Source organism: Pseudorhodobacter sp. MZDSW-24AT (genome assembly GCF_002794355.1).
In the GTDB taxonomy this organism is placed as follows: Bacteria; Pseudomonadota; Alphaproteobacteria; order Rhodobacterales; family Rhodobacteraceae; genus Pseudotabrizicola.
This window is the reverse complement of record NZ_PGOI01000013.1, coordinates 169,005-190,526: the sequence shown is the minus strand read 5'-3', so window position 1 is coordinate 190,526 and position 21,522 is coordinate 169,005. Positions and strand designations below refer to the sequence as shown.

20 protein-coding genes and 3 pseudogenes are annotated in these 21,522 nt (G+C 61.8%); 11 read left to right on the top strand and 12 right to left on the bottom strand.

The features are described from left to right. Nucleotides 1-31 precede the first annotated feature (31 nt). A complete protein-coding gene (locus CUR21_RS17625; protein ID WP_100198377.1) occupies nt 32-457 on the top strand; it encodes an N-acetyltransferase in 426 nt (141 codons plus the stop codon). Nucleotides 458-570: 113 nt separating this feature from the next. After that, the gene (locus CUR21_RS17620) at nt 571-1,512 is read left to right on the top strand and encodes a CPBP family intramembrane glutamic endopeptidase (RefSeq protein WP_100198376.1); all 942 of its coding nucleotides are present in this window, start codon (nt 571-573) and stop codon (nt 1,510-1,512) included. An 86-nt stretch (nt 1,513-1,598) separates the two neighbouring features. Here CUR21_RS17620 and CUR21_RS17615 read toward each other — a convergent pair whose 3' ends face one another. Beyond that, nucleotides 1,599-2,432 (bottom strand): NAD-dependent epimerase/dehydratase family protein, encoded by an 834-nt coding sequence (locus CUR21_RS17615; protein ID WP_100198375.1) that lies wholly within the window; start codon nt 2,430-2,432, stop codon nt 1,599-1,601. Then, nucleotides 2,429-2,869 (bottom strand): nuclear transport factor 2 family protein, encoded by a 441-nt coding sequence (locus CUR21_RS17610; protein ID WP_100198374.1) that lies wholly within the window; start codon nt 2,867-2,869, stop codon nt 2,429-2,431. The genes CUR21_RS17615 and CUR21_RS17610 overlap by 4 nt, the downstream gene beginning before the upstream one ends. A 125-nt stretch (nt 2,870-2,994) precedes the next feature. On the opposite strand from CUR21_RS17610, the gene CUR21_RS17605 reads away from it, so the two are divergent. Continuing rightward, nucleotides 2,995-3,549 carry a TetR/AcrR family transcriptional regulator gene (locus tag CUR21_RS17605; protein ID WP_232622850.1) on the top strand — a complete coding sequence of 185 codons (555 nt, stop codon included), beginning with the start codon at nt 2,995-2,997 and terminating at the stop codon, nt 3,547-3,549. 28 nt (nt 3,550-3,577) lie between these two features. Here CUR21_RS17605 and CUR21_RS17600 read toward each other — a convergent pair whose 3' ends face one another. From CUR21_RS17600 to CUR21_RS17590, 3 genes are all read right to left on the bottom strand, one after another. After that, the gene (locus CUR21_RS17600) at nt 3,578-4,723 is read right to left on the bottom strand and encodes an alpha/beta hydrolase (RefSeq protein WP_232622849.1); all 1,146 of its coding nucleotides are present in this window, start codon (nt 4,721-4,723) and stop codon (nt 3,578-3,580) included. Nucleotides 4,724-4,788: 65 nt separating this feature from the next. Beyond that, on the bottom strand, nt 4,789-5,733 hold the full coding sequence (locus CUR21_RS17595) for a dienelactone hydrolase (protein ID WP_100198372.1): 945 nt from the start codon (nt 5,731-5,733) through the stop codon (nt 4,789-4,791). A gap of 64 nt (nt 5,734-5,797) precedes the next feature. Beyond that, entirely contained in the window at nt 5,798-6,556 is a 759-nt protein-coding gene (locus tag CUR21_RS17590) for an SDR family oxidoreductase (protein WP_100198371.1), read from the bottom strand. Nucleotides 6,557-6,651: 95 nt separating this feature from the next. On the opposite strand from CUR21_RS17590, the gene CUR21_RS17585 reads away from it, so the two are divergent. The 4 genes and pseudogenes from CUR21_RS17585 to CUR21_RS17565 all read left to right on the top strand — a co-directional run bounded on the left by CUR21_RS17585 (nt 6,652) and on the right by CUR21_RS17565 (nt 10,131). After that, nucleotides 6,652-7,584, top strand: coding sequence for an AraC family transcriptional regulator (locus CUR21_RS17585; protein ID WP_100198370.1), 933 nt, complete (start codon nt 6,652-6,654; stop codon nt 7,582-7,584). A gap of 179 nt (nt 7,585-7,763) precedes the next feature. Then, complete coding sequence (locus CUR21_RS17580; RefSeq protein ID WP_100198369.1) at nt 7,764-7,988, top strand: hypothetical protein; 225 nt, start codon at nt 7,764-7,766, stop codon at nt 7,986-7,988. Between the two features lie 262 nt (nt 7,989-8,250). Then, a complete protein-coding gene (locus tag CUR21_RS17575; protein WP_157792055.1) occupies nt 8,251-8,838 on the top strand; it encodes a CPBP family intramembrane glutamic endopeptidase in 588 nt (195 codons plus the stop codon). A gap of 535 nt (nt 8,839-9,373) precedes the next feature. Next, a pseudogene (locus CUR21_RS17565) lies at nt 9,374-10,131 on the top strand (IS5 family transposase). Nucleotides 10,132-10,396: 265 nt separating this feature from the next. Here CUR21_RS17565 and CUR21_RS19095 read toward each other — a convergent pair. Continuing rightward, the gene (locus CUR21_RS19095; protein WP_369802549.1) at nt 10,397-10,693 is read right to left on the bottom strand and encodes a recombinase zinc beta ribbon domain-containing protein; all 297 of its coding nucleotides are present in this window, start codon (nt 10,691-10,693) and stop codon (nt 10,397-10,399) included. A 48-nt stretch (nt 10,694-10,741) separates the two neighbouring features. Continuing rightward, nucleotides 10,742-10,894, bottom strand: a pseudogene (locus CUR21_RS19090) (recombinase family protein); the annotation flags it as partial. Nucleotides 10,895-11,001: 107 nt separating this feature from the next. Between CUR21_RS19090 and CUR21_RS17555 the strand changes: the two are divergent. Further along, nucleotides 11,002-11,283, top strand: a pseudogene (locus CUR21_RS17555) (putative 2-aminoethylphosphonate ABC transporter ATP-binding protein); the annotation flags it as partial. Between the two features lie 294 nt (nt 11,284-11,577). Here CUR21_RS17555 and CUR21_RS17550 read toward each other — a convergent pair. The 5 genes from CUR21_RS17550 to CUR21_RS17530 form a co-directional block, all read right to left on the bottom strand. Next, nucleotides 11,578-12,489 (bottom strand): sulfurtransferase, encoded by a 912-nt coding sequence (locus CUR21_RS17550; RefSeq protein ID WP_232622848.1) that lies wholly within the window; start codon nt 12,487-12,489, stop codon nt 11,578-11,580. A 187-nt stretch (nt 12,490-12,676) separates the two neighbouring features. Beyond that, the gene (locus CUR21_RS17545) at nt 12,677-14,149 is read right to left on the bottom strand and encodes a UdgX family uracil-DNA binding protein (protein WP_100198365.1); all 1,473 of its coding nucleotides are present in this window, start codon (nt 14,147-14,149) and stop codon (nt 12,677-12,679) included. Next, nucleotides 14,149-15,378: a putative DNA modification/repair radical SAM protein gene (locus CUR21_RS17540; protein ID WP_100198364.1), complete on the bottom strand. Its 1,230-nt coding sequence runs from the start codon at nt 15,376-15,378 to the stop codon at nt 14,149-14,151. Before CUR21_RS17540 ends, CUR21_RS17545 begins: the two co-directional genes overlap by 1 nt. Nucleotides 15,379-15,523: 145 nt before the next feature. Continuing rightward, nucleotides 15,524-16,555: an NADP-dependent oxidoreductase gene (locus CUR21_RS17535; protein WP_100198363.1), complete on the bottom strand. Its 1,032-nt coding sequence runs from the start codon at nt 16,553-16,555 to the stop codon at nt 15,524-15,526. Nucleotides 16,556-16,657: 102 nt separating this feature from the next. Beyond that, nucleotides 16,658-18,034: an NAD-dependent succinate-semialdehyde dehydrogenase gene (locus CUR21_RS17530; protein ID WP_100198362.1), complete on the bottom strand. Its 1,377-nt coding sequence runs from the start codon at nt 18,032-18,034 to the stop codon at nt 16,658-16,660. A 192-nt stretch (nt 18,035-18,226) separates the two neighbouring features. On the opposite strand from CUR21_RS17530, the gene CUR21_RS17525 reads away from it, so the two are divergent. Genes CUR21_RS17525 through CUR21_RS17515 form a run of 3 tightly spaced genes read left to right on the top strand, consistent with a single transcriptional unit; the run spans nt 18,227 to nt 21,489 of the window. Then, a complete protein-coding gene (locus CUR21_RS17525) occupies nt 18,227-19,219 on the top strand; it encodes an HlyD family secretion protein (protein ID WP_100198361.1) in 993 nt (330 codons plus the stop codon). A 3-nt stretch (nt 19,220-19,222) separates the two neighbouring features. Continuing rightward, nucleotides 19,223-20,377: an ABC transporter permease gene (locus tag CUR21_RS17520; protein WP_100198360.1), complete on the top strand. Its 1,155-nt coding sequence runs from the start codon at nt 19,223-19,225 to the stop codon at nt 20,375-20,377. Continuing rightward, nucleotides 20,374-21,489, top strand: coding sequence for an ABC transporter permease (locus CUR21_RS17515; protein WP_100198359.1), 1,116 nt, complete (start codon nt 20,374-20,376; stop codon nt 21,487-21,489). Before CUR21_RS17520 ends, CUR21_RS17515 begins: the two co-directional genes overlap by 4 nt. Nucleotides 21,490-21,522: the final 33 nt, after the last annotated feature.

The following is a 21,522-nucleotide window of genomic DNA, read 5'->3' as shown; positions in this document are numbered from 1 at the left end:
CCCCCTGCACACCTAGACGGGACATTCCATCATGACCGAGATCCGCCCAGCCGACGGCGACGAGGATGCCGCACGCACACGAATTCTGGCGCTTCTGGATGACCACTCCAAGGCCAAGGGACAGTCGTTCAGATCCGAAACGGTGGCGTTTGAGGCTTATGAAGAGACGCTTTATCTTGGCGGCCTCGTCGCGCGCTTTTCGCCCGATTTGAAATGGGTCTTCGTCGAACTTCTTGCCGTGGGACAAGAGGGGCGGGGCAAGGGGATCGGTGGCCATCTGATGGCGCGCCTTGAAGACGAGGCGCGCGCCCGCGGGATGGATGGCATCTGGCTGGATACCTTTTCGTTTCAAGCGCCAGAGTTTTACCGCCGTCTGGGCTACACCGAATTTGGCCGGATCGAGGGCTATCCCGATCACGAGGCGCGGCATTTTTTCATGAAACGGCTTCGCGACTGACTCTGTCAGCCTTGGGGCGAGGGGATCAATCGGCAGGGCTTTGCGCGGCCACCGTGTCGGGCGTCAGTGACAGCTTGGCTGCTCTGACGCGCTGAAAGAAGGATATGGGAACGATGAGCATGTCAGGAACAAGCTGGTTCTTGCAAAACGACACTTGCCTTCGGGCAGATAAGGTGCCGCCTGATGCGGAATATCACCGTGTTTACGCAGGGGCAGGCCGACGGATTGGCCGGGGGCTGATCGCGATTGCAGCGCTGATCGCAGGTTTGGTTATCTTCGCGCAAATCTGTCTTGCCGCCGCTTCGGCGATTGATACGCACCTTCTTGGTCGAACCGGATTCACGCCGTTGCAATTTGCTGCGGGTTCGCTGTCCTTGGCTTTGCTCATTCCCTACAGCATGGTGCTTCAGCGCTGGCTTTACGGCCTGCCCGCACGATCGCTTCACTCCGTCGCCGGGCGGTTTCGCTTTGGCGTCTTTGGCCGCGCCCTGCTGGCCTTTGGCCCGCTTTTGCTGGTCGTCATGTCGGTCGGTGTTTTCTTGACGCCAGATGATGCGATCGTGTGGAGCAAGGCCGATCTGGTCGCGTTCTTCGTCATTGGCATGACTCTGACGCCGCTCGCCGCCGCTGGCGAGGAATATGGGCTTCGGGGCCTGATGTTCCGCGTGATCGGCAGTTGGACAGGCGGGCCGCGGTCTGGGGCGGCCCTTGGTATTGTTGTGACGACCGTGGTGTTCTCGGTGCTTCACGGCAGTCTGGCCCCCTACATCCTTGGGTCCTACCTCGTGCTGTTCGGTTCCATGGCGATCATCACCTGGAGGACGGGGGGCCTTGAGATTGCCGTGGTGCTGCATGGCGTTTACAACGTCAGTGCCCTTGGTCTTGCCATGATGCTCCACCTCGATATCGGGGCAGACCTTGGCAGCCGTGGCCAAACCGTCGGCACGCCCGTCAACCTTGTGCCCAGCGTCGGGATCTTGATCATCACAGGGATCATCTGGTGGTCCACGTCCAAGTCCGGCCCGGTCCGAACACCGCCGATTGCGAATGAGTGACCCAAAGTGGGCTGCCAAGGGCAGACGCCCTCTTTCCGCGAAAGGATGCTGCAGCCCGCAGCGCCTTGGCCGCAGCTATCGGGCTGTCATGCCCAGCTTTTCCGCGCACGCTTGGCAAAGGTTTGGAAAGACGTAGGCCGCTGCCCGGCCACCTGTTCAACGCCCGAGGTCGTGTAATCTTCGGCGCCCGCTGCGATATCTGCATCCAACCCCGCAAGCGTTGTTGCATAGTCAGCGGGCAAGCCCTGCGCCACAAATCGCGCAATAAGCGCCGCCGGGTCAAGTGAGGCATGGCGGATCTGTCTGCCAAGAACGGACGAGATGATCTGAGCGGCGTCATCGTAGCTCAGCGCATCAGGGCCTGTCAGCACGATATCGGAATTGAGCGGCAGGGCAGCCGTCAAGGCCATGGCGGCGGTGGCCGCGATGTCATCGGCATCGATAAAGCCAACACGCCCGGTGCCGGTCGCCGAATAGAGTATCCCGCCGTCGCGGATTGTTGCGGCATGCGGCCCTTCGGAAAAGTTCTGCATGAACCACGAGGGGCGAAGCACGGCCCATTCCGGCGCATTGTTTGCCAACCATGCATGGACCTCACCCATCATCGGACCACCGGGCGGAAGCAGTGACGAACTGAGCAACACAAACCGCCGGACGCCACGGTCAAGGGCTTCGTTCAGAAGCGGTGCCATGACGGCCAAATGGTCTGTGCGATCGGTTGGGGCCACCAGATAGACCGCGTCCATTGCATCAAAGGCCGCCGCAGAAGAGGCTTCCGTCCAATCGAAACGCCTGTCCTTTGGCGTTTGGGGCCGACGTGTGCCAATGGCCACGTCAATCCCGGCTGCGGTCAACAGCGAGGCCACGCGGCGGCCGGTTTTGCCCGTGCCGCCAGTCACAAGAACCTTTGCACCACTCATGACGCAGCCCCTTTGAATGCGGCGGCAGCGGCCTCCGGGCCACCGAAGGCCTGCACCACGACGAGCGGGTTCCAGTAATCCCTATACCGCGCGATACGACCGTCGCGCAGCGTGACCACGGAAATATAGCTTTGATTGTAAGGCTCGCGTGTCTTGGCGCCCGCGCCTGCGCAGGCAAATTCAAAGATCACCGTTTCGCCTGCCGCATGAACATCGCCCAGTTCCATCGTGCCAAAGCTGAGCAAGGGGCCAATTCGCTCTAGGTGCGCCGCAAGCGCCGCTCTCCCGTCCAGTCGTTTGGGAAGCCCATCGGGCGCATAGGGAAATTCGAAAATGACATCCTCTGCAAACATGCCAAGCAGGCTGTCTGCGGGGTGCAGCCGCTCACCCAGAGCGGCGCAGAGAAGGTCAGAAAAGTGATCGAACTTGTCAGCCATAGTGAAACCTCATATGGATGATACGGTAACGTATCGACCATATAAGGGCGCAATCGTTGAAACGCAACCGTTCCATCCAAAATTCCGGACGAAAGCCATCCGGCGCAGCCGTGCCAAGTGCCAAATTGACCGAAGCCCTTTATCGCGCCTTTTTTGACGAATGGGCGGAGCGGGGCTTCGCCGCCATCAGTCTGGAAAGGGTCGCCTCGCGGGCCGGAGCAGGCAAGGCGGCGATATATCGTCGCTTTTCGTCACATCATGATTTTGCAAAAGCGGCAGTATCAGAGCTTGGTCTGACGATTGCCATGCCCGAAGATCATGGAAGCCTAGAGGCCGATGTTCTGGCGTTCCTGATGCGCTTGCGCGCTGTGTTCCGCCACCCCCTGATCCGGCGCATCCTGCCAGACCTGCATGCCGAGGCCGCGCGCTCCGCGCCGATGCGCGATCTCAACACGCAGGTGGCTCTTGCGCGCAGGGAACGGGCGCAGATCATCCTTGACCGTGCGATCCAGCGCGGGGAATTGGGGCACAGCCTTGATCGTGACTTAGCGCTGGATCTGCTGCCAGCACCGCTGTACTGGCGCATGGTGGTTTTGGGGATCACCCCGACGCGACGGCACCTTGCGGCAGAAGCGGCCGCAATCGTCGCGGCTTTGAAGGCCGCCGCTCCCGCTGGGTAAGCTCTGGCGAAAAGGGCCTGTGCCTCGCTTAGTCGATTTCCTTCGCCTGCCGCCCCATCACCTCTGCCGTGAACCGTTCGATCACCTCGACAACGGCGGAAGAGATCGGAAGGGCAGGGTTGGCATAGGTCGACAGATTGGCGGAAAGCTCGTCAGTCTCCACCACCTTCAGCGCGTGATTGACGTCAGGGATCAGGGCAAGCTGGGCCTTGGGTGCCGCCGCAGCAAGCATCCTCGCGTCTTTCTGCGTGACTTGGATATCGCGCAGGCCTTGCACAATCAGCATCGGCACCTGTGTTGTGGCGGCCAGTTCCACCGGGTCATAAGACATCGTGTCCACCAAAAAGCCCTGAACCTCTGTCGCGAACAGCGGCAGCAGCGCTGGGCTTAGGGTGCTTTGGTCAACCCGTTCGCCCTGCTTCAGCGTTGCAAGGGCTGCTTCGGCTTCTGCAAGGAAGGGGGCGTTCGCGGGATTGGCGCGCAACTGCTCTGAAATCACCTGATCCATGGGTCGGCCAATGCTGGCGATCAAGATGATCCCACAGGCATTTGGAAGACGCCCCACCGCGGCAAGCGCGACAAGGCCGCCTTCGCTGTGGCCGATGGGAATGATGCAGCGTGCGCCCGTCCCGGCAGGAAGCCGCGCCTGTATCGCGGATGCCCACGCAACAAGATCATCGCCATAACGGTCAATCGTCACATCATTCGGATTGGAAACCGCGTCTTTGGACCCGAACATACCGCGTTTGTCGATGCGCAGCGAAGGAAAGCCCCGGCTGGCGAGGGCTTCGGCAAGCAGTTTATAGGGCGCGGCCGCGATGCCCAGCGGCGAATTGCCATCGCGATCCGTCGGCCCAGAGCCGGGCACGATCAGGAAGGCCGGCGTGTTCCCGCGAAGCGTTTCCCCGTCATCAGGAAGGGTCAGGGTGCCCTTGAGTGCGCCTGCCGGACCCGAAGCTGTCAGTTCTTCCTGCAAGACCTGTCTCCCCTCTGTTTCCGTCGCCCCCTTTGTTTGGGCGCTGACCTGCGAAGTCAAAGTGGTGAGGCACAGGGCAACCAGAATCCGCACGATCTTGCCGATGCTCCGCCGCATGACCGGCAAGAGTTCGGCTGCACGCCGACGACGGACAGGGCCTTTCCCGTCGCCACGGGCGCGCATCACGTTAAGGGCCATCGGTGTTCTCCTCGGTGCTGGTGTCGGCACTCTGCGCGGGGACGTGCCAATCTAGGGGGGGCCGGCTATTTCGCCTTTTCCACCAGAACAGCCAAATCGGCCCCAACACCATTCAGGACAGAACGTGCTGTTTCCCACAGGCCTGTGTCAAAGCCCAAGGTTTTGTAAAGCCATGCCAGCGACAGACGTCGCGTCGCCTCAAGCGCGTCGGGAATTTCGGCCTCTGTCTCTTTTGCATCCAGTCCGGCGATGCCCCCAAGGCCATGACCCACGCTCGCAATCGTCAGAAGGGCATTTGCCCCCGGCGCATCGGTAAACGCATCCGCATGCCACTCGGGACCGCGCGCCGTGAAATGAGGATTGTCGGTGGCACCGCAGACCACAAGGATCGGATTTTTGATGGGGCTGAAGTCCACATCAAAAAACGGAAAGCTCGCAGCACTTTCCGGTGTCAGGTCTTTCCCGCCCCGCCCCGGTGCGGCCAACAGCACGGCTCCCCTGATCCGCGGATCGGAAAAATCCTCTCCACCCAACCGGGCCCCAAGCAAAAGCGCGGCTGTGTGCCCGCCGAACGAATGCCCCGCCACCGCGATCCGGTCATGGTTCAGGCGTCCCGCCACCGCAGGGGCCTGCACCTCCACCTCGTGCAGCCGATCAAGGATCGCGCGCATCTCTGCCACTCTTTCGCGCCAGTAAAAGGGCGCGTCAGCACCATCCTGCCCCAACCCGCCGATCCGGGAACTGGCATGGGTCGACTGGATGACGGCAAAGCCCCGCTCTGCCCAAAACTGGACAAGCGGCGCATAGCCATCCTTGGACGGAAGAGAGAGCGACGGACCATAGCCATGCGAAAACAAAAGGATGGGAAGATCACGGCCAAAGGCCGGTGCGGTCAGCCGAAGCTCCAGAGCCTGACGGTTCGGCAGCGTCAGCCGGATCGGTGTATAGGCGATCGTCAAAGCGGCCTCTGACGTCGGCACGTGCCGGGCAAGATCAATCAAACGGTTCATGTATGGGGTCCTTGGATGAACCACGGCAGGGGGGCCTGCCGTGGGGTATGGCGACGTGCGCGGATCACGCCGCGTGGCGATTGACGCTTTGGAACAAGGCTTCTGCATCCGGCCCGGCTGGCAGCATCATCGGGGCATTGGCATCGGTGACGGCGCGCCAGACCGCTTGTGCCACATCGCGTGCGGATGTCTTTTCGGTGCCATTCCGAAGGGATTGCAAATATCCGTTCACAAACGGACCATAGGCATCCGGCACATCCATCCCCATGCGCGCCACCGCGTTCTTGCCAAAAGACGTCTCCGGCGCGCTGCCCGGCAGCACAACATGCGCCCGCACCCCAAACTCTGCCGCTTCAAGGGCAAAGCTCTGGGTAAAGGCGTTTATGGCCGCCTTGCTGGCGGTGTAAATCGACAGGGCCGGAAAGGCGCGCAGGGTGACGCTGGAACCGATGTTCACGATCACACCCTTTTTGCGCTGTCGCATCGCAGGCATCGCAGCCTGCGTCACTGCCAGAGTGCCAAGAACGTTAATCTCGAACAGCGCGCGCGCCTTCTCGATACTGGCGCCTTCAAGCACGTTCAACATCCCCACTCCGGCATTGTTGACCAGCGCATCAAGTGGTCCGGCCTCTGCCAGCGCAGTCTGGATGCTCAGCGGGTCTGTCACGTCCAGCGACAGGATGCGCAGCCGTGCCGAGTCCGGCAAACGGCTTTGCGCAGGGGACCGCATTGTGGCGATGACCTCCCAACCTTCATCAAGAAAATGGGCGGCGATGGCTTGGCCAAATCCAGACGAACAGCCGGTGATAAGAATACGGGGCAAATGAACTCTCCTTGTCTGTGTGGCAGAGAGGTAGACCCGACGTCGCGGATGATCTATATTCGTAAATCCGATAAAATTCATCAAAAGTCCGGATCATGCCTGACGCCCCGCAAGACCCTTTGTCCAGCGTTATCGCCTTGCTGAAACCACGCCCGGATATTGCAAAGGCGGTCGTGGCCAGAGGGCGCTGGCACGTGGAACGCCGCGACATGGCAAATCCGTTCTATGCCGCGATCGTCACGGGCCGCGCGGTCATCACCGTGCAGGATCAACCGACTGTCATGCTCTCTGCTGGCGATTTTATCATGGTGCCAGCCGCGAACCATTTTACGATGACAAGCGAGGACCCGCCCCCGAAAGCTGCGCTCCGGCCGCCGTTTGAAACCGGACCCGGCCTGTTTCGCCTTGGTCCGTCAGACGGGCCACTAAAGATGGAGGCACTGGTCGGGCACTGGCGATTTGACGCGCCGGACAAGACCCTGCTGCTGTCGCTGCTTCCGCAGATGATCCATGTCTCGGGCCAAGAACGGCTGCTGGCGCTCGTGAAGATGGTGCATGAGGAGACCCGCGAAGATCGGCCCGCCCGAGGCATGATGCTGGAGCGGCTGCTCGAAGTGCTGATGATAGAGGCGTTGCGATCCTACAAAGGTGACACCTGTCTGCCCGGTCTTTTGCGCGGGTTGACGGACCCAAAACTTCGTGCCGCACTCTACCAGATTCACAACGCCACAGAGACTGGCCTGTCGGTGGCGACATTGGCCCGCGAGGCGGGTTTGTCACGCTCAATCTTCTTTGAACGTTTCAAAGAGGCGCTTGGCTCTGCGCCGATGGAATATGCAAGGTCATGGCGCATGGCGGTCGCGCGCGACTTGCTGTTGCGCCGTGATCTGACCACTGCCGAAATAGCGCACCGTGTCGGTTATGGTTCGGTCAGCGCCTTTGCCACGGCTTTCGCCCGCCACGAGGGGCTTGCGCCGGGGGCATGGGCGGACCGTCACCGCAAAAACCAAGACATGGAACGCGCCTGACACGTTTCAGGGCAGCGCCGCCCCGCGATATGCCTGACAGAGCGTCGGCAGCGGGTTGAATTCTTTTGTCCGCGCCATGTTCACGCAATCTTCGTCGGCTCTTTGCACGGCGACGGAGGGTCGCAGCCATGCGGCCCGCCGCCGCAAGCAGGCATTCAGTCCTTCGAAAGGAAAATCAAATGGACAATACCTCGGTGTCGCAGGGGTCGCGAACGACGACCCACATTCTTGGGCTCGTGGCCGTCATGGGCGTTTTGGCCGGCTGCGTGCAGGACGATCGCTCTGCGCTGGAACGGGCACAACTGCAAAACCTCACCAGCGAGACCGCGCTCAATGCCCAGATCATCTCTGACCGCGCCCGCGCACAGCGTTGCGACCGCGACCCAAGCCGCAGGGAATGCTGACTGGCTTTGGGTTGCCATTTGATCCAGACGGCCGGCGTTTTGGGGCTGACAGGCCGGAACCTGTAAAGGCAAAGCTCCGATAAATCTGGATCATCTTCGTAAACCGCTTGGAATGGGCACGGTCACATCCACGCCGATGACCTGCCTGTTCCAGCAAACCATGGCCCGCCCTCCCGCGGGGCATCTTGCACAGCGCACGCGTTGGCCCCGGCGCGCCTGCCATCGTGGATGCGTGCTGTCGGCCAAGATCAGGAATGTCACAATGTACACCAGCACCCCAGTCTTCAGGCCAAGCAAACCGCCAACCCTCTCCGCAATAGCCGTTGGCTTGGCCGCATTTCACATCGCCCTTCTTTGGGCTGCGCTCGTGGTCGGCTCTGTCGGCAGCGATCGTGCGGTTTTGCAAAGCATCTTGGCATCCTATGGCGGCGCGGTGGCGGGTCTTTCAGGCTTTGCCACGGTGTATCTGACCAGCGGCCGAAGCCTTGCCGCGCTTGGCCTTCGGCGCGTGCCAGCGCCATGGCTTTTCCTTGCGGTGGGCTTAGGTGCCGGGGGCTTTGGCGCAAGCATCCTTATTCAGGACCTATACAGGAATGTTTTCGGTTTCTCGGAAGCGGACACTCAAGCGGTGCTGCATGTCGCCATGCAGTCAGGAATTTTTCCCTTTGCCCTTGCCTTTGTTGGCGGAGCAATCTTGACCCCGATCGGCGAAGATTTTCTGTTCCGAGGCGTGATCGCGAATGCGCTGAACAAATATGGCCTCTGGGCGGGTGTCGGCCTGAGCGCGCTGATATTCGGGATCGTCCATCAGCTGGACTCATTCAGCTGCTTGCAACCCCTATGGGCCTGATCGTGAGCCTTTTGTTTCGGGCGACAGGGTCGGTTTGACCCTGTGTCGTTTTGCATGGCGTCTATAACGGGCTTCACAGTCTAAGCTCTGCGCTGGACTCTGCCGCCTTTGCGCCCTTAACGTCGGAAGCAGCGACAGGCCTCCGCCATCTGGCAAAGACCTGTCAAGCAGGACCAGATCAAAGGCCCCCAGCATGGCAGCGTCCCGTGCTGCCTCCAGACTGCCCGCATGATCCACGATGAACCGTTCGCGCTAAAGAACCGCCCTCAGCGACTCTGCAAGCCAGGGTTCGTTTCTACCAAAAGGAGTCTCATCTGGCGTCTTTGCCTGTTTGGGTCGTGAGGCGCGAGGTACTGGTGGCACCCGGCCCATTCACATGCCGCGGGCGCCGGCGATGTTCAACCCGGCAGACGGGTTCCCGCCAGCTTGGCCATCCCATGAGCGATACAGTTAAAGTCCTAAGGGTTAGGACCCATTAATCCGTTTGCGGTTGCGCTGGCTGCATGGATCACGCTTCCGAACTGTGGGGGCAATGATGAGCAATCTTTTCTGGCTGACCGACGTGCAGACGGACCGGCGTCGGTCGTTCTTTCCCAGGTCCCACGGCAAGCCAAGGGCTGACGAACGGCGCCTGTTGAGTGGGGTAATTTTAATCAAACGTAATGGGTTGCGTTGATGTGACGCGCCGAGGGGATATGGCCCGCCGAAGGCGCTCTACAATCGTTGGAAGCGGTGGAGCGACATGGGGATCTTCGCCCGGATGATGGAAGGCCTGGCTATCGAAGGCACCGAGCAGAAGGCCATCATAATCGATGCCACCCATCTGAAAGCCCACCCCACGGCCTCGAGCCTGCGGGTCAAAAAGGGGGGCGTAGGCGCCTGATCGGCCGGACGAAGGCCGGGCTCAACACCAAGTTGTGCGCTTTAACAGATGCCACAGGGCGGCCCATCCGGCTCTTTATGTCGGCAGGCGCGGTCAGCGACGACACTGGGGCCGCGGCCATGCTGAGCAGCCTGGCAGTTTCCGACTGGACTATCGCCGAGTGGGGCTATGATGCGGATTGGTTCAGAGACGCATTGAAAAACAAGGGAATATACGCCTGTATTTTGGGTCGGAAGTCACGCGGCACGGCGATCGGCTACGACAAGCGCTGCTATGAACGGCGCAGTCGCATCGATATCATGTTCGCCAAGTTAAGGGTCTTGTGGCGCGTCGCAACGCGCTATTAAAGGTGCCCGACGCTGTTCCTCTCAGCCATCGCTCATGCGGCCAACGTACTCTTGTGGCGATGAAAATCAATGAGTCTGGAACCTAACAGTCTTAGGTTATGAAGGGATCGAACCAGCCTTGCGGCGATTGTAAGCATTCGTCGAGCTTCGCAAATTGCACAGTGCAGCGGAGTTCAGGTAGGCTGCGGCGGTTGCATGCCCCTGCAGCCAAAGAAATATTTCGTCATACATATTAATGCCTTGAAACTCATCGTCCGCTGAATGCAAACTGTTTGCCCTCTACGCCCCGCTCCCCGCGAGGCATTTTGGGTTCGGACCGATGAGTCGATCACAGCATGCACTGGCAATCCGCAGGCCGAGCGCAGGCGTCGGGTCTGACCGCATATTCCTCGCATAAGATCTGCACCGCCTCTTCGTCCATCAGATGATGTTCCAGCGCAAGCAGCACCCGGGCTTCCAATTTGGCCTGCTTGATCACTGCCACGTTGGTGCAGACCGCTCTGGCCTTCTTCCGGGCGGTGGAGCAGGCGAAGCCGTCCTTGGGCACGTTTGAGAACCTGCCGCCGCAGCAACAGCAGGCCATCAGGCCGAAGAAGAGAAACTTTGGTCGGCGCCGGTCCCTCATCGGCACATCTGTGTCCTTGGTCTCCATCGCGCCCTGGCGCGCCTTCATTTGGTCCCAGAGGGTGTCGTCGATGATCCGCGGATGTGCCATTGGCCCCTTGGTGACGCGGTCTTCCGGGTTCAGCCGCGCGTGCTGCTTCCCGGTATCCGGATCCTTGCTGAAATGAAGTCGGTTCCAGACGAGGCGGCCCACATAGAGCTCGTGTTCAAGATGCCGGTCTCGTCGTTGCGGTTACGAAGACTGGTGGAAGTGCCCCACAAGCCGCCACGTGGGCCGGGGACTTTGTCAAAGTTCAGCGCCTCGGCGATCTTTCCCGTGCGCTGGCAATCGAGCCGCGCATGCGGCTGCTGGACGAGCCCTTTGGTGCGCTGGATGCCAGGGTCCGTAAGGAACTGCGCCAAGGCCTGCGCGATATTCACGACACTACGGGGCTGACGACGGTCTTTGTGACCCATGGTCAGGAAGAGGCGATTGAACTCGCAGATCTGATGGTGGTCGTGTCGATGGGGCGGATCGAGCAGATCGGCAAACCCCCAGACATCCGCGCAAGGCCCTCCACCCCCTTCGTGCGCGCGTTTGTCAGCGCATGAAGGGCGCTGCTGGTCCAACGCGTGCGGATCTGCGCCCCTTGCGGGCTGGCAAACGCGGGGCCGTTCACGCATCCGCCCGATCCGGCTGCACGGCCGCCGGCTTTGGACCAAGGCCGGTGGGCGGGGTGGCCCTTGGATGGGCCATCCCTTGCGCCGTGCGGATCGCTTCTTCCGGACATCCCGCCACGCGATCAGGACCTGACCTGCCGCGTCTGATCGCTGAGGGCGGGGGCGGTGCGATAGGGCTCTCGGCGCGCGTGACAGGTCGGTGACGCCAGGCTGAGGTGGCGGGTGCTACTCTGTGACCAGCGGATAGGTTGCGGGATCGGCGGCAGACCATTCCCACATCGACCCTGCGTAATTGCGCGCGTTCACGCCCGCAGATTGCAGAATGGCTGTCACTAATCCTGACCGGATTCCGGCGGTGCAATAGGACACCACTTGCGTCTGGGCGGTGATGCCGAGGCTGTCGAGCCGGGCCTGCAGGGCCGCGCCTTCCAATGCCCGGCCGTCCGCGCCGATCAGGTCTTTGAAATAGACATGCTTTGCGCCCGGCACATGGCCGCCGCGGGTTTCGCCGTAAGGTGTCGCCCCTGAGAATTCGCGCGGCTCGCGCGTGTCGAGGATGACCACATCGGGCTGTCCGATGAGGGCGGCAAGCTCTTCCTTTTCGATCTCGAACGCTGGTGTCCGGGTGACGGTGAAATCCCCGGGGCCGACTGCGCTGCGTTCTGGAAGCTCTCCTTCTGCCAACAAAGCCGCGACGCCGCCATTGACCAGATAGGTCTGCCTGTGGCCGAGCGCGCGCAGGGTCCATACGATGCGCCCGTCTTCCCCCCAGCTTTGGGCAGGATCGGCAACAACAATCACCGGGACCGCTGCGGACACGCCCAAGGCGCGGAGCTTTGCCGTCAAGACCGCGTCATCCTTCAGCAAATGGCCCTTTTCCGGGAGGTCTGGGTGAGAAAACTCCTGCCATGTGACCGGGATCGCTCCGGGCAGGGGAGGCGCATTTCGCAGAGCCTCTGCCCGGGTGTCGAGCAGCAGCGCGCCCTTTTCCAAAAGGCCATGCGCCGTTTTGGCTTCGATCAGCCAGCCTGACGGATCGCTTTCATGCGCCAAGACCGGGGTGTTCAGCAGCATGGGGGCAACAGCCATCAGAAACGATGTGGCAAGGAAGGCGCGGCGGGTCGGCATGACAGGCATCTGGCTCTCCATCTGGGGGCAGGAAGACGGTTGGGTTGGAGGCATAGCCGAAAGACGCCGCTCTGGCCATTGGCGGAATGAGCGCAGGCAAAACGCTTAGCGCGCTGTGTTGGCCCCCTTGGTTGGGGGCGGTCGTGGCGGGGCACCCTTCCAGAGGCGTGTCTGACAAACGGCGACGCGCTGGCTTTTATCGCGCCGTGGGATGCTCTTGCGCGTCTGGCGGGTGGGCGATGAGCTCTCGCGCGCGCCGCAGATCCTGCACAAGAAAGTCTTCGGCGCGCGCACGGGCGACCGGATCTGGCAGGCGCAGGATGTAGGAGGGATGCAGCGTGATCAGAACGGGTTGGCCTTCGGCGGTGGTTTCAACGGTGCCGCGTCGGGCCAGAAGATGGCCATCTGAACCCGTCAGCGCCCCTGCCGCTGTGGCGCCCAGCGCGACCAGAAGCTTGGGCGCAACTTCGCGGCGTTCCAGATCAAGCCACCATTTGCAGGCTGAAACTTCGCCTTGGTTTGGACGCTGGTGCAGGCGCTTTTTTCCGCGCGGGGTGAATTTGAAATGTTTGACGGCATTGGTGATGTAGCACAGGCTTCGGTCGAGCCCGGCCGAGCGGGCGCAGCGGTCGAACACCTGCCCCGCAGGACCAACCAAGGGCCGACCGGCGAGATCTTCGGAGTCGCCGGGCTGCTCTCCGACAATCATCAAGGCCGCGCCGCGTGGACCTTCTCCGGCAACGCCTTGGGTGGCGCAGGCGCCGATCGGGCACCGCCTGCAGGCATCAAGGGCTGGTTTCAGATCCGCAAGGCCGATGTCGGCCGCCAGAGCTGGGCGTTGCGGGCGCAGGCGCGCGACATGGTCTGATGCGATCGTGGGCATCGCGTCCTGCATGGCCTTGGCGCGGGTTGGCGCCGTGCGGATGAGATCGGGGATCAAGGCGGCTTCGGGCAGGTTTTTCCAGTATTTGCGCGGCATCTCGGAGGTCATGGCCGAGACCATCAATCGCGCGGGGTTGAAAATGCTGGAGAAATACGTGCACCAAAGCGCTTCTGTCGTATCGTCCGGCGGCGGAGCGCGATCTGCAGTTTCCTGAAAGGTGAGCGCGCCGTCCTCGAAACGCGCGGTGAGGGTTGGCGTGGCGATCACCCAATCCATGTCACCAAACCGTTTTGCGAAAAAGGGCGTCGCGGCCTCGACGATCGGATGATCCGGTTCAAACCACGCGGCAAAGGCGCGGCGCGCCGCCCCCGGGGGGGACACTTCGCGAAAGCGCACAAAGGCGTGCATCTTGTGAATGTCCCGCCGGACCGCCTTTTCCTGCTCCAGCAGGCGGCGCAAAGCGGGATCGGAGCGATCGCCCCAGCGGATTTCACCCTGCCACAGCCGCAGAACCAAGGCATAGGCGCGTGCAAATCGCTGCGGGTCAGAGTGGCACAGCGCCGTCTCGATTGCCACCAGCGCGTCGCGTGACAGCGTGAGCGGCGCAGAGGGCCGCGCGGACGGAGGCTGTGCAGGCGCGGGCGCCGCTTCGGTGAAAAGATCGGTCCCTTCGGTCCCTACCTGCCACAGAACATGGTCTGCGGGGGTTCCCGCGGCCGCAAGCCTGCGCACATGTGACCGCCACGCAGCCACGGTTCCGATTTTTGGCAACTGGATCTGCTGCATCAGAACAAAGACAGTTGCTCGGGCGGCGGCGCGAAGCGCGCGCGCAGATTGACATCGTCGACCATGCCGCGCGGCGACCAACCGGGCAGGGAGATGAAAGGGCGGGCGCTGCGCAAGACGCAGCCGAGCGGAACCAGATCTTCATAACGCAAGGTGCGATGCTTCCGTGCGGTCAGCATGCGTTGCACCGAGCGCGGCCCAAACCCGGGAACACGCAAGAGCATTTCTTTCGGGGCCGTGTTCACATCCACCGGGAAATGCTGCCGGTTGGCCAAGGCCCAAGCCAATTTGGGATCGATCGCCAGATCGAGCATGCCCGACTTCGGGGCAATCTCATCATGCGAGAATCCGTAGAACCGCATCATCCAATCGGCCTGATACAAGCGGTGCTCGCGCATCAAGGGGGGGCGGATCAGGGGCAGCAGGCGCGAACTGTCTGGGATGGGAGAAAAGGCAGAATAATAGACCCTTCCCAGTTTGTAAGAGCCATAGAGTTGCGACGCCGTGCCGAGGATCTGGCCATCGGTGGCGCTGTCTGCCCCGACGATCATCTGCGTGGACTGGCCCGCAGGGGCAAAACGCGTGGGCCGCTTTCCCCGCAGGCTGACATCCTGTGAGGCTTCGCGGCGGCTGCGCACATCGGCCATCGCGCGGCGGATGGTCTGCGCCGATTTTTCGGGCGCGAGCGTTGTCAGGGCTTGTTCCGTCGGCAGTTCGACATTGATCGACAGGCGGTCCGCCCATTTTCCGGCCGCTTCAATCAACTCGGGCGCTGCGTCCGGAATGGTTTTGAGGTGTATATACCCCCGAAAGTTTTCCCTTTCGCGCAGTGTCTGCGCGATGCGGACCATATCGGCCATCGTGTCATCGGGTGAGCGGATGATGCCCGACGACAGAAACAGGCCTTCTATGTAATTTCGCCGGTAAAATTCCACCGTCAGCTGCACGACTTCGTCGACGGTAAAGCGCGCGCGTTGCACGTGACTTGAGACCCGGTTGACGCAATACACGCAATCGTAAATGCAGAAATTCGTCATCAGGATCTTGAGCAGGGAAATACACCGCCCGTCTGGCGCATAGGCGTGGCAGATCCCGGACCCGCCCGACGACCCCAGACCCTTGCCATCGCGCGAGTTCCGCTTTTCCCCGCCCGAAGACGCGCAAGAGGCATCGTATTTCGCCGCATCGGCGAGAATCGCCAGTTTTTGCTGAAGAGTTTTCTGTGCCATGAACAGAGTGTATGTTCATGATTTGTTTCTTAACAGAGGGTGGCCGTGATCTGACGTCACAAAAGCGTGAAATTCGGTGGCTTTGGTGCGGCGGTCCCACCGGCGCGCCTTTGGAAAAAGCGCGCCGGTGGTCTGGGTGCGGTGGTCAGGGCCGCAGTTTGACCACGCGCTTGCCAAAGGCTTCGCCGCGAAGCAGGCCGCGAAAGGCCGCTGGCGCTTGCTCCAGCCCGTGGATCATCTCTTCGCGATACTGGATCTTTCCCTCGGAAACCCAAGCGCCCATCTGCCGGGCAAATTCGGGATAGAGATGGCCAAAATCATCATAGACGATGAAGCCCCGCACCGTCAGGCGCTTGCGCAGGATAAGGCCGAGCAGCTGGTTCAGACGATCCGGCCCCTCGGGCAAAGCGGTCGCGTTATATTGTGAGATCAGGCCGCAGATCGGCAAGCGCGCGCGCGTGTTCAGAAGCGGCATCACGGCATCAAAGACGGCGCCGCCAACGTTTTCAAAATAGATGTCGATGCCATCGGGAACGGCGGCCTTGAGAGCTTCGGCAAAGCGGGCTGACTTGTAATCGATGCAGGCATCAAAGCCGAGCGTGTCAACGACATGGGCGCATTTCTCGCTGCCCCCTGCGATGCCCACGACGCGAAGGCCCAAGATTTTGCCAATCTGTCCGACCGTGGCCCCCACCGGCCCGCTAGCGCCCGCCACGACCAGCGTCTCGCCTGCCTTGGGTTCCCCGATCTGGGTGAGCCCTGTCCAGGCTGTCAGCCCCGGCATTCCCAAGACCCCAAGCGCCCAAGAAGGATGGTCAGGGGACTTGCCCATGTTCACCACGCCCTTGCCATCGGAAAGCGCGTAATCCTGCCAGCCGCCGAAAGCCTGCACCCAATCGCCCGGGGCAAAGCCATTGACATCGGACGACACGACTTGCGCCACTGTGCCGCCCACCATGACGGCGCCGATCTCGACCGGTGCGGCGTAGGACGGCGCATCGCTCATGCGGCCGCGCATATAGGGATCAAGCGAGAGATATTCGTTGCGCAGCAGCATCTGCCCATGGGACGGGGTCGGGACGGCCTCTGTCTCAAGGCGCAGCGTCTGATCGTCAGGCTCGCCCTTCGGGCGCTGTGCAAGAACGAATTTGCGGTTGACGGTGTCAGGGGAGGGCATGATCTGCGGTCCTTTGCGTCACATAGGGTTCAAATGATTGAGCACGCCACGTTTCCGTGGCGTGCACTCAGCGAGGCCTGCCCCGATGGCAGGCCTTGCGGCTTAGGGCAAGAAGATCGCCTTCACGTTTACGAATTCCTTCATCCCGAAACCGCCATGTTCGCGGCCATAGCCCGAATCCTTGACGCCACCGAAAGGCATGTTTGGGTCCATCGCGCCGAAGGAGTTGATGCGGACCATGCCGGTATCGAAATGATCGCGCGCCAAGGCAAAGGCGCGATCCTGATCTTGCGTGAAGATACCGCCCCCCAAGCCATAGCGGCTTTCGTTGGCGAGGCGCATGGCATTGTCATCGTCTTTGGCGCGGATGACCGAGGCGACAGGACCAAAGATCTCGTCGTCATAGGCAGGCATTCCGGGGGCAAGGTCGGCCAGAACGGTGGCGGGGTAATAGGCTCCGGCATCCTTTGCAGGGTTGCCGCCACACAGGATTTTGGCGCCGCGCGCCACGCTGTCTTCGACCTGCTTCTTGACGGTCTCGAACTGATCCGTGCTGGACAGCGGCCCAAGTTGCGTGTCGGCATCGGTGGGATCGCCCATGCGGATTGCCTGCATTTGCGCGACAAACGCCGCGACGAAATCATCGTAGACTTTTTCCGTCACGATGAAGCGCTTCGCCGAAACACAGGTTTCACCGTTGTTGTAAAGCCGCCCCATGACCGAAAACTTGACGGCGGTTTCGATGTCGGCGTCTTCAAGGACAAGGTAGGCATCATTGGAGCCGAGTTCGAGCACCGTCTTTTTCAAAGCCTTTCCGGCCACCGCGCCGACGTGCCGTCCGGCAGCGTCACTGCCGGTGAGCGTGACGCCCCGCACCTTGGGATGGGCGATCAATGCGTCACTTGTGTCGTGATCGATCAGGATTACCTGAAACAGGTCTTCTGGCAGCCCCGCCTTGATACACAATTCGCGCAGACGCAGGCCGGTGCCGGTGCAGATGCTGGCATGTTTAAGCACGCATCCGTTGCCTGCCATCAAATTGGCCGCCAGCACGCGGATCGGCTGGTAGAGCGGAAAATTCCAAGGCTGGATCGAATAAATCACACCGACTGGCTGATAGCTGACCACGCTTCTTTTCTGGTCGGGGCCGTAGGTGCGGTCTTCATCTGCCAAAAGGTCAGGGCCGTGCTGGGCCGTGTAATCGCAGATCTGCGCGCAGATCTCGACTTCGGTCTTGCCGTCTTTCAGCAGCTTGCCGGTTTCCTGCGTCATCAATGTCGCCAGCTCATCCGCATGGTCCCGCAAGGTTTGGGCGATCTGTTTCAGATGGGCCGCCCGTTCAAGATGCGTCAGCCCCCGCCAATCCTCGAAGGCCGCATGGCAGGCCTCCACGCGCTCCATCGCTTCGTTCCGCGACATCAGGTGATACGTCTGCAGGTCTTTGCCGGTGGCCGGATTGACGGTTTTGAATGTTGACATGTTGTCCTCTTTGCGCTGCCCTTGGCAACGCGGCATTCCGAGAACCGTTCCATCGGGGAGGGCGGGGCGACATGGTCTGTGCAAACTGCGTTGTCTGACGTGAAGATACGCGCCGCGCTGATTGTCATCCTTTCGTGCGGCCCGTAGGTCAATTGTAGGATTCGCGATTTCACTTTCAGGAAAGCCTGACCGATGCCAACTCAGCAACGCCTGACCAAAACATCCGCAGCCCCAGTGGTGCTGTTCCTTCTTATCGTCGCGTTCATTGCCGGAGCGGTCTGGTGGGTCAGCCGACCGGGGCCCTTGTTGATTCAAGGGGAGGTCGCGGCACCGCGGGTCGATGTCTCGGCGCGGGCGTCGGGTCGCGTGACGGAACTGGCGGCGGATTTGGGTGGCCGGATCGAGGCCGGGCAGGTCCTGACACGGCTCTCCAACCCGCAACTGGTGACCGCCCATGCGGCGGCGGCATCCGGGCTGGAGGTGGCACGGGCCTCGGAGGCCGCTGCCGGGGCGACAAGGCCCGAGGTCATCCGCGCACGGGAGGCGGAACTGGCGGCAGCGGCAGCCGATTTGCGCCTTGCCGAAGAACAGGTCGCACGCGACACGGCTTTGGCCGGGCAAGGCCTGCGGCCACAGGCGGTGATCGATCAGACCACGCGGAACGTCGACACCGCCGCGCGCCGGGTCGAGGCGGCGCAGGCGCAGCTTGACCTTGCCCGTGCCGGCGCGTCGGAGGAGGAACGCGAAGTGGCGGCCGCGCAAGTGGCGCAGGCGGAAGCGGCGCTTGCGCAGCGTCAGGCCGATCTGGACGAGCTGACCATTTTTGCACCCTTGAGCGGCGAGATTTCCGCGCGACTGATCGAACTGGGAGAGAACATCGGTCCGGGTGCGCCCCTGTTCACGATTGTTGATCTGGAACAGGCGTGGTTCACCTTCAACTTGCGCGAGGATCTGCTGACGGGGCTGGAGGTCGGGACGACGCTTTCCGTGCATGTGCCGGCGCTGGCGCGGGATCTGGAGGCGGAGATCACGCTGATCAATGTGCAAGGACAATTCGCAAGCTGGCGCGCCACCCGTGCGACGGGTGATTTTGACTTGCGCAGCTTTGAGGTTCGGGCGCGCCCGGTGGCGCCGGTTTCCGGCCTGCGCCCGGGAATGTCTGCGCTGATTTCGCTGGACAGATAAGCGATGTTGGCGGTCATGCTGCGCGAATTCCGGCTGTTCTTGCGACGCCCCGCGTTGGCCGGGCTGGCGCTGGTTCTGCCGCTGATGCTGCTGCTGATCATGATCGGGATTTTCCGCGCGGGCATTCCCACCGGGATGGCCATGGTGGTGGTGGATCTGGACCGTTCGGATCTGTCGCGGTCTATCACGCGGATGCTGGATGCCACACCCGAGATCGTGGTGCGGGAGCAGGCGTTGAGCCTGAGCGCCGCGCGTGCCCTGATTGTCCAAGGAGCGGTGCGCGGCGCTGTCTATTTGCCGCAGGGGCTGGAGCGCGACGTTTTGCGCGGCGCCCGCCCCGAGATCGTGACCTTTTATGACAACCAGCACATGAGCGCAGGGTCTATGGTGGCGCGTGGGGCGCGCAACGCCATCGACACCGCGCTGGCGGGGCTGCGGCTGTCGATCCGGCAGGGGCAGGGCGAGGCATCGGTTCAGGCGCTTGTCCGCATTCAGCCCATTCCGCTGCAGGCGCATGCCCTGTTCAATCCGGCTTTCGATTATGTGCATTTCCTGCTGGCGGCACTGGTTCCGACGGTGTTGCAGATCATCGCGGCGGCCGCGACCGCCTATGCGATTTCGCTGGATTTCGGCCTTGGCCGCCATCCGCGCGTGTTGGCAAGGATGGCCGGTGGCCTTTTGCCGGCGATGCTGGGGAAGATCCTGCCTTATACCTTGATTTTCCTGACGATCTTGGCGGTATCCGATCTGGTGCTGTATGGTTGGCTTGGCGTGCCGTTGCGCGGGTCTTTTCTGTTGATGGCGACGGGCGCTGTGTTGTTCATTCTGAGCGTTCAGTTGATTGGCGCTTTGGCCTTTGTGATGACGCGCGACATGGGCCGTGCGGCAAGCCTGATCGCGATCGTGACAGCGCCCGCCTTCGGCTTCATGGGGCTTGGGTTCCCGCGTGAGGCAATGTCGCAACTGGCGCAAGGTTGGGGCGCGTTGATCCCGGGCACATGGTATGTGCAGTTGCGGATTGACCAGTCGTTGCGGGCCACGCCTTTGGACATTTCGGTGTGGTCTGTCGTCTGGTTGGCGATCCTTGCCTTGGTGTTGGGGCTTGCCGTGCTTGCCCGTCTGAAAGGGCTGCGCGATACAGCCATGGCGTCCTCATGAAGGCGGTTCTGGCATCTTTTCGCGCGGAATGGCGCGGCATGTTCGCAGATCCGCAGGTGCGGTTGATCCTGCTTCTGTCGCTGGTCATCTATGCCTTGATCTACCCATTGCCGTATCGCGCTGAAGTGTTGCGCGACGTTCCGGTGGTTCTGGTGGATCTGGACCGCTCGACCTCTTCGGCCGAGCTTGCGCGGCGGGTTGACGCTTCGGAAGCGGTGGCGCTGACCGAAGATGCGCCCGATATGGTCGTGGCCACGCGTCTTGTGCAGGCGCGCAAGGCCTATGGGGTCATGGTGATCCCCGAAGGCTTTGAACGCGCGCTGCTGCGCGGCAACCAAAGCCCGGTCGCGCTTTATGGCGATGCCAGCTATTTTTTGATGTATCAGCGCGTCATGCAGGGCGCGGGCGTGCCGCTGCGCCAGATGGGGGCCGAGGTGGAAATCGGTCGGTTGATCGGACAAGGCACGGCGCCCGAGGTGGCCTTGGCGCAGGTGAGCCCCGTCTCGCAGGTGGAAGTGCCGCTGTTCAACCCGGTGGCGGGATATGCCACCTATGTCTTGCCTGCGGCATTCGTGCTGATCTTGCAGCAAACCATGCTGATGGGACTGGCCTTGGTGGCAACACGGCGCGGGCCAAGCGACATGCATCCGATCTGGCGGCTGATAGGGCGAATGCTGGCATGGACGATCGCCTATGCAGGGATCCTTCCCGTCTATTTGATCGTGCTGCCTTGGGTCTACGGTTTGCCGCATCTGGGTGAGACGGCGTCTGTGCTGTTTTTGGGTTTGCCATTTGTGCTTGCGACAGGGCTTTTGGCGCAAATCGTTGCGGCGATTTTCCGGCGCGGCGAAGTGGTGCAGGTGGTGCTGCTGGCGGTGGGGCTGCCGTTCTTTTTCCTGTCCGGCTTTGCATGGCCGGTGGAGGCGATTCCGCCCGGTCTGAACCTTGTGGCGCAAGTCATTCCGTCAACGCCTGCGATTGATGCCTTGGTGCGTGTGACCCAGATGGGGGCATCGTTGGCGGATCTGCAAAGCGGCCTGTGGCACCTTTGGGGGCTCACAGCGTGCTTTGCCTGTATCGCGTTGTTGACGGAGCGCCCGAGGCGCTTTTGAGCGGGCCTCGGGCTGTTGTGCATGGCGGGATTT

Excerpts from the sequence above, each read along its gene's own strand:
- CUR21_RS17625 (WP_100198377.1), top strand. The coding sequence starts at position 32 with ATGACCGAGATCCGCCCAGCCGACGGCGACGAGGATGCCGCACGCACA.
- CUR21_RS17620 (WP_100198376.1), top strand. The coding sequence starts at position 571 with ATGAGCATGTCAGGAACAAGCTGGTTCTTGCAAAACGACACTTGCCTT.
- CUR21_RS17615 (WP_100198375.1), bottom strand. The coding sequence starts at position 2,432 with ATGAGTGGTGCAAAGGTTCTTGTGACTGGCGGCACGGGCAAAACCGGC.
- CUR21_RS17610 (WP_100198374.1), bottom strand. The coding sequence starts at position 2,869 with ATGGCTGACAAGTTCGATCACTTTTCTGACCTTCTCTGCGCCGCTCTG.
- CUR21_RS17600 (WP_232622849.1), bottom strand. The coding sequence starts at position 4,723 with ATGGCCCTTAACGTGATGCGCGCCCGTGGCGACGGGAAAGGCCCTGTC.
- CUR21_RS17595 (WP_100198372.1), bottom strand. The coding sequence starts at position 5,733 with ATGAACCGTTTGATTGATCTTGCCCGGCACGTGCCGACGTCAGAGGCC.
- CUR21_RS17585 (WP_100198370.1), top strand. The coding sequence starts at position 6,652 with ATGCCTGACGCCCCGCAAGACCCTTTGTCCAGCGTTATCGCCTTGCTG.
- CUR21_RS17580 (WP_100198369.1), top strand. The coding sequence starts at position 7,764 with ATGGACAATACCTCGGTGTCGCAGGGGTCGCGAACGACGACCCACATT.
- CUR21_RS17575 (WP_157792055.1), top strand. The coding sequence starts at position 8,251 with ATGTACACCAGCACCCCAGTCTTCAGGCCAAGCAAACCGCCAACCCTC.
- CUR21_RS19095 (WP_369802549.1), bottom strand. The coding sequence starts at position 10,693 with ATGAGGGACCGGCGCCGACCAAAGTTTCTCTTCTTCGGCCTGATGGCC.
- CUR21_RS17550 (WP_232622848.1), bottom strand. The coding sequence starts at position 12,489 with ATGCCTGTCATGCCGACCCGCCGCGCCTTCCTTGCCACATCGTTTCTG.
- CUR21_RS17545 (WP_100198365.1), bottom strand. The coding sequence starts at position 14,149 with ATGCAGCAGATCCAGTTGCCAAAAATCGGAACCGTGGCTGCGTGGCGG.
- CUR21_RS17540 (WP_100198364.1), bottom strand. The coding sequence starts at position 15,378 with ATGGCACAGAAAACTCTTCAGCAAAAACTGGCGATTCTCGCCGATGCG.
- CUR21_RS17535 (WP_100198363.1), bottom strand. The coding sequence starts at position 16,555 with ATGCCCTCCCCTGACACCGTCAACCGCAAATTCGTTCTTGCACAGCGC.
- CUR21_RS17530 (WP_100198362.1), bottom strand. The coding sequence starts at position 18,034 with ATGTCAACATTCAAAACCGTCAATCCGGCCACCGGCAAAGACCTGCAG.
- CUR21_RS17525 (WP_100198361.1), top strand. The coding sequence starts at position 18,227 with ATGCCAACTCAGCAACGCCTGACCAAAACATCCGCAGCCCCAGTGGTG.
- CUR21_RS17520 (WP_100198360.1), top strand. The coding sequence starts at position 19,223 with ATGTTGGCGGTCATGCTGCGCGAATTCCGGCTGTTCTTGCGACGCCCC.
- CUR21_RS17515 (WP_100198359.1), top strand. The coding sequence starts at position 20,374 with ATGAAGGCGGTTCTGGCATCTTTTCGCGCGGAATGGCGCGGCATGTTC.